This window comes from Variovorax boronicumulans NBRC 103145 (assembly GCF_001591345.1).
GTDB classification, from domain to species: Bacteria; Pseudomonadota; Gammaproteobacteria; order Burkholderiales; family Burkholderiaceae_C; genus Variovorax; species Variovorax boronicumulans.
The window spans coordinates 1-11,907 of record NZ_BCUS01000003.1 but is presented as its reverse complement, the minus strand read 5'-3'; the positions used below and the strand labels follow the sequence as shown (position 1 = coordinate 11,907).

Sequence of the window (11,907 nt, the reverse complement as noted above, 5' to 3'; positions counted from 1 at the left end):
CTTCCGTGCTTGCCTTCCTGAAGGCAGCTTTCGCTGCAAAGCGGTCCTTTGGGATGGTTGCTCGAACGACGGCTTCGGGCCCCAAACCAGGCAACTGCGCCGCCTGCGTGTCGCCGAGTGAGGTGGCCGCGCTGATAGCTCGGAATGAAGATGCCTTCGACCAGAAGGTCGCTCATTGGCCCGAGTAACAGTTGCGAGCCGCCATTGTTTCTCCTTCGTCCGGGTGTTTCGTGGTGAGACACGGACGAACGTACCGGCATCGGCATCGAATCTTGTGCGGTGCCGTGACATGCTGTCGGCAAACCATCTGCTCAGCCGTCACGGTCCTTGCGGCCGAGCCAAAAGCCATAGATGGCCACAGCGATGACAAGGACCACCGCTTCGACGATCAGCCATTCGAGCACGCCCATGGTCGACTGCCTTTCGATTTGATACAGGCCTACTGCGGCCACGGCGCGGGCGCGCGGGACATTTGTCATGCCGCAGTTCGCTTTTTCAAGGCGTCTGGTCGAAGTTGCCGACAGCGCAGAGCGGCACCGCCTGTTGCAACGTTAAAGCCCCTTCAACTCCGCCATGTGCAGCGAGCCAACCCCTGCCATGACCGGCTTCAACCAGATCCGAACGCCCCGGGCTTGTACTGCGGATCTAACCAGCGCAGCTGAAGAGACCGGGTGTTTCACCCATGTGAAAAGGACAAATGTCACTTCACATGGGCTTCGGGCGCCCATAACCTACTTTTATCGTCAGGTCCCCTCCGTCAACGAGCAGGCCGTTCACCCACACGACGCCTGCTCTTCGCGTTAACCCGCAGGTCACAACATGCTCACTCCGTCTCGGTACTGGCGCATCGCACAAACTGTCGAGGACTTGAGCAGCGATCCTCCTCGCGAGTTCACCGTTCCCGAGAACTTGTCGTCGCAAACGAAGCCCCCGGCCGTGGGCGACGGATTGCTGTTAGCCGCGTATGACAACTCGACCAACACCGGGCTCATCGGCCATATGGGACTCGTGACCGGCCGGATCGGCACGGCGCTCACCGTGAATTGGCGCGCGACGCGGGCCGAAATCTGGGTCGACACTCCGGCTGGGCGCGGATTTTGGACGAAACAACCGGGGTTCTGCTTCGCGCGCAGCAAGATTCCAGGCTACGGGCTACACCAGCTCTTCATGGAGAACTTCGAAGGACTGACGTTGCGCGAAGTCCTGCCCGGTGGTGTCAGGTCCCCCGTCGGCCCGCACGCGGCGGCCACGCGAGGCCGAGGCGGTTCTTCCGAACGGCTGAACCCAGTGGAAATTATTGGCGAGCCGACGCAGGCTGCGCGAGGTGGCTACGTCTACGTCCTGAAATCCGCGTTTGGCTGCAAGGTCGGCAGAACGCGCAACGTTCCAAGCCGCATGAGAACGTTCGGCGTCAAACTGCCCATCGTCTACACCATCCCCCTTTGCGCTTGGTTCGATGACCACATCGCAGCGGAAACCGCCTACCACCGCCTCTTTGGCGACAAGCGCATCAACGGCGAGTGGTTCGACCTGAGCGACGACGACGTGGGGCTCATCCGGTCAAGGAGTTTTGGCCCCGGTTCAAACAGCGCCGCTATTGCCGGCGTGATTTCAAGACCCTGAGCTTCGGCGCTTCATCAGGCCTTCCGAGGAGCTGGTGCGAGATTCGGTGGCGATGCAGCCGTTGCTGCTGCGCGGCGGGCCGCTGGCGCTGACCAGCAACTAGGGCGGCGTCGGGCCTATTTTCGGCCCGTCCAGCCGCGCCACGCGCCGTAGATGGCCACGGCGATGACCAGCACCACCGCCTTGAGGATCATCCATTCGAGCACGCCCATGCGACGGACACTACTGCAAGCCGGTCGATCCAGGGACCCCCTCGCGAGTTCTTCAGCGGGTTGGGGGCGCTACACCTCAATGAGTTTTGGCAGTTTGTGCACTGCATAAAAAAGGATTAACGCGTCGATTCGCAGGTATCAGAAATGCCCTCATCGACCGAATCGCCGCTTCGTAGCATGCACATGAACAAGCATGCGACCCGTTCGCTCATGGTGCGCCTCCCTCTGTAGCGGCAAAACCGGTATCGAACGCCGCGAGAGCGGGCCAACTCGGCGGGCTTCGGTGAAGGGCCGCATGCTCTGCGTGGACGCGGGCATATGAAACCTATTGAAGGATGCGCTGGAACCCGCACGGATGCAGGGATGACCTACATGCTGCCGGCCTTGCGTTCCCGTTTGCACCCCTGCGCTGCAGTTGGTGCCTCTCGCGCCAGCGACGATGAGGAGCCGCCCGTCCGCCCCTGTTCGGTAGCTCACGACATGATGACAACGTTTCAAGCGGGTCCGACAAGGCGCTCATGTGCGGCCCACTGCCGAACGCTACCGGGGGGCCGCCCCCCGCAACACATCGACGAGAACGCGCCTTCGGCATGGCGGTGGGCGGCGGCGTCGCGTGTTGCGGAATCATGTGCGGACTGCATCGGCTCGCCTGCTGGATCATCACGGCTTCAACCACCCCCTTCCCCGACCGTGAACAGGTGGACCGCGGCGATTGCTTTTCGTGCCCTGTCAAGAGGGGGGTGACCCCTCGTGGAGAGAGGCCTACGGGCGCGAGCCTGTCGAAGCAGGCGGCTGTCTTTTTGCAGGCTATTCGGACAGCCTACCAAGTTGACCCGCCGCGAGCTGAGCCTGGGACAAAGCTGCGTTTACGAAGCCGCGGCGCTATGCCAAGCGTGCACAAGGGTGTTCTAGGTTCGCGGAGTGTGTGCGGCAACATCCTCCTTCGTCCGACCCGAGTCGAACGCGGGGCATCGCTGGAGCAGTGCCAGAAGGGCGGTCGACACAACCGGCTCACCCACGGCCGCGTGCTGCCACGCGCCGCAGCGCCGGCCGCTGAGGTGCGCGCATTCCAGGCACAGCCGCCGGTCGTCACCGTCCCGGTCACGGATCACCAAGCGGTCGGCCAGCGCCTCGGCCTCGACGAGGGGCAGCCCGTTGTCGGTGAACCTCGCCAGCCGCGCGGTGAAGCGGTCGATCTCCACGCCGGTCATGGCGTCACTGGCGGGCCAACAATCGCGATCGGGGTCGAGGATGGTGCCGTTCGCCTCGAGCGACTCGGTCTTTGCGAAAATCCCAATCTGCCCCTGAGAGGGGGCTACAAAACCTACGAAACCCTCTTTTGTAGGTTTTGTAGGGTGGGGCGCAGGGGTGCTCTGATCTTTCAGTCGGGCAAGCCAGCTCATGGCGCCCCCTTCGCCGCCGGGTTGATGATGTAGCGCTCGCTGGGCCTGCCGCCCATCACGCCTCCCTGCATCACGACACGCCTCAGCCAGTCGAAGTCGCACAGCAGGTCTGCCGCCTTGCGCACCGCCTCCGGATCCGGTAGGCCCGACCATCCTTTCACAGCCACTTCGCGGGGTGAGAATGAATCACCCAGAGCGCCAGCCCTGAGCTTTTTCAGCAGCACCACAGCCGCGCCCGTCGACGGCGTCACTGCTGCGCTGTACAGCCGCTGCGCGTGGCTGCGCAGGTAGTCGCCCCAGGCCAGGGCGCGAAGCAGCTCACGCTCGCCGATCGCGCCGGCATCGGGCGTGTCGATCAACGCGAACAAGAGTGCCAGCGCCGGGATCAGCTTGCGGTACTTTGCGAGGTGGCTTTCCATCGCCGGGTGCAGCTCGCCGCGTTTGAGTTCTTGCTCGAATGGCGTGCGCCATTCCGCGAACAGGGCTTGCGCCACGGCATCGAACTTCCAAACCCTGGGTTCGGTCTCGCTCGCCGGCTGCAGGCATGCCAGTCGCTCGAACGCTGCCCATGCCCGCATCTTGGCGGGCGTGTCGGGCCATTGATCCACGTTGACGAACTCGCTGGCCGTGTCGGGCCATACGGTCAGGGCGAAGCGCTGCAACAGGCCATCGTCGGCACTGCCGCCCGATACGGCGCCGCGCACATATTCTTGGACCCTGCCCGGTTGAATGCCGCCGAGCATGGCAAGGCAGACACGCGGAATGTGCACCGTGCCGCGCCCGATGCGGTCGAAGGTGTAGCCCTGATTCCCGTCATAGCTCTGCAGGAAAAAGGCGCGCGCACCCTCCTGTCCTTGCTTGTCCATGGCGGCCAGGAGGCCATGCATTTCGTCCCGATAGGTCAGGATGCCCCACTGGTTCGCCATCAGCAGCTCGCCGAGTTTTTCGACGGTGGGGTCGTTCACGACGTAGCGCCGCGCGACCGGCTCGGGCGTGGTGTCCACCGGCTCCAGAAGCGCGCGCGCTGCCGCCGGGTCCTTGCCTGCGAGCCCCTTGGCTTTTTTCTCGCGCTCCGCACCCTGGAGTTCGGCCAGCCTGCTGTCGAGCGCCCATGTCAGGTGCGCCGCTTTGTGCTGCTCGACCTCGGCTGCCTGCAGCTTGTGCAGCGGCTTCAGCACCTCGCCCAGGGCTGGCGACTTCATGACGCCGGGACGGCCCACGACCAAAGCCCACAGATTCGGCACCACCTGCCAGTCGTCGTAGGCCTTGGGCTGCACCACGACCCGGGCGCCGGCCAGGCTCGAAAGCGCCGCCACGACGCCGACTGCGGGGAAGTCAGCGGGGCATTGCATCCTGTAGGCGATGTCCACGACCCAGTCGCGCAGCTCCTCGGGCATCAGCTCGGGAACGAAGGGCTGCACGGGAGGCAGCGCGTCAGGCAGAGGGGTCGGGGCGGGCCAGCCCGATGCGGCGGCATCGGCCGCCGCCATCGCGGCCCACACATCGCTGTGGTCGTTCATCCGGCCCTCCGCGCCAGTTCGATGCGCTGCTTGGCAAGACGCTCGCGGGCCGCGTCCGTCGGGCTGATGGATTTGCCCTTCACACGGTCGTACGCGACGATGAACAGCACTTGTTGCTCGATTTCGACCGCCGCGTGCAGTGCCGTGCGGGTGACGCCGGGCGCGGGCGGCGGGCGGCGCAGCTGTCCGTTCTCGGGAAACAGGTCAGCCATCGTCAGCCCGAGGACGGCGACCACCTCCTGGGGGGGGCAGCCCGCAAAGCAGTGCAGCAGGACGCGGCCGTCCTCGCCCTCCTTGATCGACAGCGAGGGGCTGCGATCGTCATGCACCGGGCAGCGCGCGGAGAACCCGTGCGCGGAGGGCTTGACGGATTCGAGCCGTTGCAGAAACCGGTGCAGCAGGGGGCTAGGTGGCGACATCGCTGTTGCCGATCGTGTGCTGCTGCAGAAAGCGCTCTGCAGCGTCGAGGCCGTTGAAGAACTCGATGACGCGGCCCAGGCACGCCACCTGATAGGTGGTCGGGTAGCCAGCCGTCTTTTTGCGCAGCAGCGCACAGCCCGTCTTGGCGAAACGCACCGCCAGAGCGTCGAAGCGCGCCTCGTCGGGGTCGATCTGTGCGCGGAGCTTGATGACCTGCGCCTTGGCCGAGAGGCCCTCGAGCAGGGCATTTTCGAGAAAGCGGCAGAAGATCACCAGCGTGTAGCCCTTCAGCGAGGCCACCGTGACCGCCAGCTCTTCTTCGGGAGCGACCTTGCTCGAGTGGAGGCGAATGAGGTAGGCGCGGATCAGATGCCGGCCCTCCTTGTATTGAAGCGTACGCAGCGCTTTCTGTGGATCTTGATTGGTGGTCATGACCGTTACGCCTCCGCCTGGGCTGCCAGCCACGCCGTCACGTCGCCCGCGCGCCAGCGGGTGCAGCGGTTGCCGAGACGCACCGGCGGGGGGAAATCGTGACGCGCCAAGCGGCGGTATACCGAGGACGGCGACAGCCCCGTCAGGGCGGAAACGTTCCTCATGACGAGCAGCGCCTCGGCAATCTGCGCCACGTGCAGGGGTTGAGGATTGACCGTGCCGCGCTTGGGGCGGGCGGCCTGCGGCTTGGTGATCGGTGCTGCGTGCATGTGAGCCTCCATGAATGAACAGGAGGCCATCTTCGAAAGTCGGCAGCACTCGGAATAGATGGGCGGGTTCAGAAAACCCACCCCCCTACTGAACAGGCGGGGGGGTGGGTTTGGGCCCTAGGGGTGGGTAGGTTTATTCCACTGAATCAATGAATCGCGAGCAACGGCGCGGGTTCTTGGGGTGGGTGGGTTATTTCGCAGGGGTCTTCGGAGCGCCTCCGCGAGGCCGCCAGTTCGCGACCTTGCTGCATTCCTCGATGCCCTGTTTGTTGGGCCTACCGTCATCGCCGATCAGCCCGAAGTCCGCAGCGATTTCGTACAGGATCTGCTCGAGAGTTTCCTTGGGGGATTTGCTGTCCGGGCTGCCTTCCGCCCGCTCCCACGCCACCAACGATGCGGCCAGCTTGGGCGCGTAGCGCGGATGAGACTTGTCGAGGTAGGCCGGCAGGTCGGTTGCGTGCCGTGCCTGGGGGAAAAAGAATCCGTTCCTGATGCCGCGCGTCGAGAGCCAAGCGCGCAGCGCCTCGACCTCCACCGTGGTCAAGTTCCAGTCCGGCGCTGCGCGGTAGACCAGCTCGCGCAACTTCGTGGTCAAGGGAGAATCCCTGCCGCGACCGGGCGACTCGGCCTCGGCCGAGTAGTCCGGGTAAACCTCGGCTCTCGCGATGCTTTCTCCCTCTCCGGGGTTTTCGTCCCAGCCGCGGTGCCAGGCACTGCGACGAATTTTCGCCTCGAGCCTGTTGTTCTTGATGGCGGTCGTCAGCGCAGCCTTCGCCGCGACGTAGGCCGGCGGTTGCCGGCTCGTCTCCCAGCCATCGCAATTTGCTCCTACCTCGCTGCCCGGGGTAATGCCCGCCATCAGCAGTGCTGCGTGAACGACGCTCAGGTCGGCGCTCAAGCGCCAATGTTCCATCCAATCCGGTTCCATGAATACCTCTCGTGATGCGTTGAAAAAGAACGCCGCGCCGGGACCGGGAAGACCGATTTCTCGGTCGTCACTCTAGACGCGACCTGCCAACAAAAGAGGGGATTCACGGGGGGCATGCCTTCTGGAACATGATCGCCCGTGCCCCCTCGCAGGCGATCCAAATACGCGGCCCATGACGTCATCAGCTGGCGGTGCCGGGCCATGAACTCCGCGCGGCCGGAGGCCATGACGCGAAACTCGGGGGCAGTCCTGTTGTCGTTGGCGTAGCCCCTGCGGCGCAGCGCCGAGCGGACGGTCTTCCTGCTCGCGCAGCGCCCGCCAGTCAGCAATGAAGAGGGCACGAAGCGGCCACGCCAGGTCGGGACGCGCGACGCCTCCAGGATCGCGAGCGGCACGAGATGCGGCCACCCGTTGACTTTCCCGAGAGGGGGGCGCTTCGTCGTCGGGTGGTGGGATGTCCTGAGCGCCGCAGTCTCGGTGTCGAGGTCGGTCCCCGCCATGGCGCGGACGTTGCCGGGCCACTGGAACAGCAGCGCAGACGGCCTCGGTCCCGCGTGGACAGCGCGCTGCCCTGCATCGGCGCCGATGACGCGCATCAATGCGCCCGCCTGCGCGGGCTGAGGGCGGCCGCCATGTGCTTCACCTTGACCGGCTGGCAGAGAGTCATCACGCGGCCCGGTTGATCGGGACGATGTCTGCCCCGGTACGCAGCTTGTCCAGGTAGTCCGCCCAGCGCTGCATCATTTCCCGGCGGGCCGGCAGGTGCGCTGTGCGGTTGTAGGCGCGCCCGTTCGGGTCCTTGACGGTGTGCGCGAGCTGGTGCTCGATCAGGTCGACGCGCTCGCCCAGCACCTCGTCCATGAGGGTGCGGGCCGTGGCCCGGAAACCGTGGGCGGTCATCACGTCCTTGGCGTAGCCCATTCCGCGCAGCGCGGCGTTGATGGTGTTCTCGCTCATGCAGCGCTCGCCCGTGCGGATGCTGGGGAACACGTAGCGGCCGTGCCCGCTGAACGGGTGCAGGGCACGCAGGATCTCCACGGCCTGCCGCGACAGCGGCACGAGGTGCTCGACCTTCATCTTCATCCGGGCGGCCGGGATGCGCCACTCGGCGGCGTCGAGGTCGATCTCGGCCCACTCCGCGGCCCTCAACTCGCCGGGGCGCACGAACACCAGCGGCGTCAGCTGCAGGGCGGCCACGGCCGTCGGGTGCCCGCCGTAGGCATGGATGGAGCGCAGGAGTTGGCCGACCTGCCGGGGCTCGGTGATTGCGGCGTAGCTGGTCTTTTGCACCGAGGCCAGCGCGCCGCGCAGGTCGACCGTCACGTCACGCTCCATCAGCCCGACCGCCACCGCGTAGCGGAACACCTGAGCGCAGATCTGCACGATGCGGTGCGCGCTCTCGTGGATGTGACGGTCCTCCATGCGGCGGGCGACCCTGTCGAGCACGTCCTTCGCGCGGATGGTCGACACGGGCAGCTTGCCGATGAACGGGAACACGTCCTTCTCGAGCCAGCGGGTGACCTTGGTCTGGGTGATGGCGGCGCGCTTGTTCGCCGTCTTGGCGAGCCAGTCGCGGGCGACCTTCTCGAAGGTGTGGATGGAGGCCTCGGCCTTGTTTCGCTTTTCGTCGCGTTTGGCGACGCCGGGGTCGACGTCATCCGCCAGAAGGGCCCGGGCCTCGTCGCGCCGGGCGCGGGCCTTGAGCAGGGTGACATCGGGGTAGACCCCGAGGGCCAGGGTCTTCTGCTTCCCGGCGAAGCGGTAGTTCATCCGCCAGTACTTCCCGGTGGCGGTGACGTGCAGGTACAGGCCGCGCTCGTCCGCGTACTTTTCCCCGCTGGCCGCGCCGAGGGGCTTGAGCTGCCTGATGCGGATGTCGGTGAGTGCCATTGCCGCCTTCCTGTTGGTATCTGGCTTTTGGGCTTTTTCGAGATACCAACAAAAATGCCCATATTTCTCTGCGCTGACATGCTACGTCATGACACTACGTGGGGCAAAGAAAAGCCCGCTACGCTTGGGAAACGTGCGGGTTCTGGGTCTTTGTGGGATGTTGTGATTCGATCCCATGGTGCCTTCGACAGGAATCGAACCTGTATCTGAGTCTTAGGAGGACCCCGTTCTATCCATTGAACTACGAAGACGGTGTGCGCCGCTGCTGCAGCGCGGCCCGCACTTTAACAGTTTGGGGTGTCCCGGCCCTCAGTCGTACTTCACCGTGTAGATCAGGTCCACCCCGCTCGTCTGCCCCGCCTGGCCCCGAAGCGTGAGGCGCTTGGTCAGGTCGTAGAAGATGAAGAGGGTGCCGAAGGTGCCGCCCAGACTGCGTTCGTAGGTGATGTAGAAGTCTTTGGACAACCGCTTGCCCAGCGTCACGGCTGACTCGCGCAGGTCGCCGCCGTTGCCGGGGCCCTTGAAGCCGAGTTCATCCAGACCGAAACGGCTGGCCAGGCTGCCGCCGGTGGTGGTGCCGCCGATCTTGCCGAGCAGCGATAGGGCGGCCTGCTGCAAGAGTGCCGACTCGCCGCCGCTGGTGGCCGAGGCGCGGCCCAGGATGACCCATGACAGCGTCTCGGCGTCGGACAGCGCGGGCTCCGCATAGAGCTTCACGCGCGGCGATTGCGCCGAGCCGGTGATCTGCACGCCGGCGCGCTGCGCGATGTTCGGGCGGATGGCCAGGATGTCGAGCGCGGGGTTGTCGAAGGGGCCGTTGAAGCGCGCGATGCCGGTCTCGACGTCGAGCTGCTGGCCGTAGGCGCGGTACTGGCCCTTGACGGTCTTCACCTCGCCGGTGATGTGCGGCGGGGCATCGAGGCGGGTGCTGCGGATTTCCAGTTCGCCCTCGAGCCGCGTGGTGATGCCGCGTCCCTGCACGGCGAAGTCGTCGCCGAGGTCGAAGGTGACGACGATGTCGGGCGGCTTGGCGGTCTGGGGCTTGGCGGCCTTGGCCGCCTGGGCGTCGGCTTTGGCGGATTCGCGCTGCGCGGCCTCGGCGGCGGCCTTGTCCTTGGCGGCCGAGCGCACGACGACATCGCTGCCCAGGCTGGGCGCGGTCTCGTCGGGCAGGATGATGACGGCGCGGTCGGTCTTGAGCTTGCCGCGCACGTTGAACTGGCCGTCGTCCAGCCGCGCCTGCAGGTTGCCCGACAGCGACACCTGGCGGTCAGTGCGCACCAGCACGCGCAGGGCGCGCAGCTCGGCCTGCACGGCCATGCGGATGCCGGTGCTGGTCGTGCTGTTGTTGCTGCCCCAGCTGAGGTCGCCGCGCGCGGTGAGCGAGCCGCCGTCGGTGCGCGCTTCGCTGGCGGCGGTGCTACGGTTGCCGCTCTGGCCGCCGATGCGCGCGTTGCTGCCGGCGCCGCCCTTGAGCGTGAACTCGGTGATCTCCAGGCGGTCTCCAGTGAGCGAGGCGCGCAGGCGGCCGTCGCGCAGGTCGAGGCCTTCGACCGGGGCGCGCAGCGCGAGTTGGTCGGCGCCGAGCGTGCCGTTCCAGCGCGGCGCGGTGCGGATGCCCGACAGGGTGGCGTTGGCGTCGAGCGTGCCGGCGATGCGCCAGCCGGGCGGCGCGAGCATGGACCACACGCCCAGGTTGGGCAGCGCGGCGCGCAGCGTGCCGTTCAGAGGCGCGTCGGGCGCCCACTGCCAGCCGCCGCTGCGCTGCTGCATGCGGGTGCCGAGCTCGGCGTCGAGGCGGCCGGCGCGTTCGCTGTCCCAGGCCAGGGTGGCGCGCACGGCGTCGCCCTGCGCGTCGAGCTGCAGTTCGGCGCGGCGCAGGCCGGCCGGGGTGGCCGTGACATCGACGCCGTTGACCTCGTTCTTGCCACTGGCCGAGCTCATGGTGCGTTCGCTCGCGGTGCCGGTTCCGGTGCTGGTGATGCGGGTGACGAGCGCGGCTTCGCCGGCCTGCACGCGGATGTCGCCGCTCTGGCGCGCGAGCCGGGCCTTGGCGCGCAGGGTGTCGCCGGCGTCGATGTCCCAGTCGCCGTTGAACAGCAGGTCGCCGCTGATGCCGAGTTCGCTCAGCGTGGCGTTGGCGCCGAACGCACCGGCCCAGGCCATCGGCAGGCCCTGCATCTGGCCCTTGGACTGCAAGCGGAACACGCGGTTGGGCGCGGCGCCGCTCTGGTTGAAGCGCAGCGGCTGCCAGTCGATGCGCACGGTGCCCGGCAGCGGGCCGCGCAGGGTGGCCTCGGCGGCGGAGGCTTCGACGTCGAGGCGGTTGTCGGCGGCGCGCACGGTGGCCGTGACTTCGCGGCCCAGCTCCAGCACCCAGGGGCCCTGGCCGGGGCGCGCGGTGGCGGTATCCTGTGCCTGCAGGCGCAGGCTGGCGAGCGTGGCGCGCCACTGGTTGGCGCTGGCAAGGCCGCCGCTGGCGCGGGTGTCGAGTGCGAGCTTCTGCGTGCCGGTGGTGGCTTCGCCCTTGAGCGTCAGCGTGGCCTGGGCGATGCTGCCGGCAAGGTCGGCCTGCAGCGCGCGCAGCTGCACGCTGGTGGCTGTGCCGCCGGGCTGGGCGGCGGGCAGGTTCAGGTCGAGACGTGGCACGGCGAGCACGGCCTTGAGGCTGGGCTCGGCGTTGCCGCGCGCGGTGGGTGCGCCGGGGTTCTCGATGCGGCGCTGCACGGTCTGCCAGCCGCCTTGCCAGCTGGCGTCGAGCCGGGCGCTGCCCTTGGCGCTGGCGTTCGCGAACACGCTCGACAGGCCCGGCAGGCCTTGCACCCAGCGCTGCATGGCTTCGGCGTCGTCGATGCGCGCCTGAAGGTCGCCGCCGCCGGTGGTGGGCGCGATGCGGCCGTCGAGCTGCGCGCTGCCGCCCGGCAGCGACAGGGCGAGCTTGCCGCTGGCGGCCTGCTCGGCCACGCGCACCTGCAGCTTGCCGTCGATGCTGGCGCGCATCGCTTCGACACGCAACGTGCGCAGGTCGAGCACCTGGTCTTTCCACTGGCCCTGCGCCAGCGCGCGGTCCAGGCCGAAGCCGGGCAGCGCCTTGCTGCCGGCGCCGCCGTTGCCTTCGGCGCGGAGGGCCACGTCGAAGACGAGGGTGTCGGAGTCTTCGGCCTGCCGCGCGCTGATCTGCCCGCCGACGGGCGCGCCCGACAGCTCGCT

The 11,907-nt window shown here is 67.1% G+C and carries 11 protein-coding genes and 1 tRNA gene; 1 reads left to right on the top strand and 11 read right to left on the bottom strand.

What is annotated here, in order from left to right; translation table 11 throughout:
- Window positions 1–311: 311 nt before the first annotated feature.
- Window positions 312–479: a hypothetical protein gene (locus VBO01S_RS32185; protein ID WP_157627255.1), complete on the bottom strand. Its 168-nt coding sequence runs from the start codon at window positions 477–479 to the stop codon at window positions 312–314.
- Window positions 480–819: 340 nt separating this feature from the next.
- Here VBO01S_RS32185 and VBO01S_RS01620 point away from each other — a divergent pair, with 340 nt between their 5' ends.
- Window positions 820–1,623, top strand: coding sequence for a GIY-YIG nuclease family protein (locus VBO01S_RS01620; RefSeq protein ID WP_062469502.1), 804 nt, complete (start codon window positions 820–822; stop codon window positions 1,621–1,623).
- Between the two features lie 1,120 nt (window positions 1,624–2,743).
- Here the strand turns inward: VBO01S_RS01620 and VBO01S_RS01615 are convergent.
- The 10 genes from VBO01S_RS01615 to VBO01S_RS01570 all read right to left on the bottom strand — a co-directional run.
- Window positions 2,744–3,238, bottom strand: coding sequence for a hypothetical protein (locus VBO01S_RS01615; protein WP_062469499.1), 495 nt, complete (start codon window positions 3,236–3,238; stop codon window positions 2,744–2,746).
- A complete protein-coding gene (locus VBO01S_RS01610; RefSeq protein ID WP_062469496.1) occupies window positions 3,235–4,758 on the bottom strand; it encodes a YfjI family protein in 1,524 nt (507 codons plus the stop codon). The genes VBO01S_RS01615 and VBO01S_RS01610 overlap by 4 nt, the downstream gene beginning before the upstream one ends.
- Complete coding sequence (locus VBO01S_RS01605; RefSeq protein WP_062469493.1) at window positions 4,755–5,177, bottom strand: hypothetical protein; 423 nt, start codon at window positions 5,175–5,177, stop codon at window positions 4,755–4,757. Before VBO01S_RS01605 ends, VBO01S_RS01610 begins: the two co-directional genes overlap by 4 nt.
- The gene (locus VBO01S_RS01600; RefSeq protein ID WP_062469490.1) at window positions 5,164–5,610 is read right to left on the bottom strand and encodes a hypothetical protein; all 447 of its coding nucleotides are present in this window, start codon (window positions 5,608–5,610) and stop codon (window positions 5,164–5,166) included. Before VBO01S_RS01600 ends, VBO01S_RS01605 begins: the two co-directional genes overlap by 14 nt.
- 5 nt (window positions 5,611–5,615) lie before the next feature.
- The gene (locus VBO01S_RS01595) at window positions 5,616–5,879 is read right to left on the bottom strand and encodes a helix-turn-helix transcriptional regulator (RefSeq protein ID WP_082817927.1); all 264 of its coding nucleotides are present in this window, start codon (window positions 5,877–5,879) and stop codon (window positions 5,616–5,618) included.
- A gap of 190 nt (window positions 5,880–6,069) precedes the next feature.
- Window positions 6,070–6,777 carry a hypothetical protein gene (locus VBO01S_RS01590; protein WP_062469487.1) on the bottom strand — a complete coding sequence of 236 codons (708 nt, stop codon included), beginning with the start codon at window positions 6,775–6,777 and terminating at the stop codon, window positions 6,070–6,072.
- A complete protein-coding gene (locus VBO01S_RS01585; protein WP_062469485.1) occupies window positions 6,774–7,403 on the bottom strand; it encodes a site-specific integrase in 630 nt (209 codons plus the stop codon). The genes VBO01S_RS01590 and VBO01S_RS01585 overlap by 4 nt, the downstream gene beginning before the upstream one ends.
- A 70-nt stretch (window positions 7,404–7,473) precedes the next feature.
- Window positions 7,474–8,697, bottom strand: a complete 1,224-nt coding sequence (locus VBO01S_RS01580) for a tyrosine-type recombinase/integrase (RefSeq protein WP_062469482.1) — start codon at window positions 8,695–8,697, stop codon at window positions 7,474–7,476.
- 176 nt (window positions 8,698–8,873) lie between these two features.
- Window positions 8,874–8,948 (bottom strand) — tRNA-Arg (locus VBO01S_RS01575).
- A gap of 58 nt (window positions 8,949–9,006) precedes the next feature.
- A partial coding sequence (locus tag VBO01S_RS01570; protein WP_062469479.1) for a translocation/assembly module TamB domain-containing protein occupies window positions 9,007–11,907 on the bottom strand: 2,901 nt, incomplete at its 5' end.

Excerpts from the sequence above, each read along its gene's own strand:
- VBO01S_RS01580 (WP_062469482.1), bottom strand. The coding sequence starts at position 8,697 with ATGGCACTCACCGACATCCGCATCAGGCAGCTCAAGCCCCTCGGCGCG.
- VBO01S_RS01600 (WP_062469490.1), bottom strand. The coding sequence starts at position 5,610 with ATGACCACCAATCAAGATCCACAGAAAGCGCTGCGTACGCTTCAATAC.
- VBO01S_RS01615 (WP_062469499.1), bottom strand. The coding sequence starts at position 3,238 with ATGAGCTGGCTTGCCCGACTGAAAGATCAGAGCACCCCTGCGCCCCAC.
- VBO01S_RS01620 (WP_062469502.1), top strand. The coding sequence starts at position 820 with ATGCTCACTCCGTCTCGGTACTGGCGCATCGCACAAACTGTCGAGGAC.
- VBO01S_RS01605 (WP_062469493.1), bottom strand. The coding sequence starts at position 5,177 with ATGTCGCCACCTAGCCCCCTGCTGCACCGGTTTCTGCAACGGCTCGAA.
- VBO01S_RS01610 (WP_062469496.1), bottom strand. The coding sequence starts at position 4,758 with ATGAACGACCACAGCGATGTGTGGGCCGCGATGGCGGCGGCCGATGCC.
- VBO01S_RS01585 (WP_062469485.1), bottom strand. The coding sequence starts at position 7,403 with ATGCGCGTCATCGGCGCCGATGCAGGGCAGCGCGCTGTCCACGCGGGA.
- VBO01S_RS01595 (WP_082817927.1), bottom strand. The coding sequence starts at position 5,879 with ATGCACGCAGCACCGATCACCAAGCCGCAGGCCGCCCGCCCCAAGCGC.
- VBO01S_RS32185 (WP_157627255.1), bottom strand. The coding sequence starts at position 479 with ATGACAAATGTCCCGCGCGCCCGCGCCGTGGCCGCAGTAGGCCTGTAT.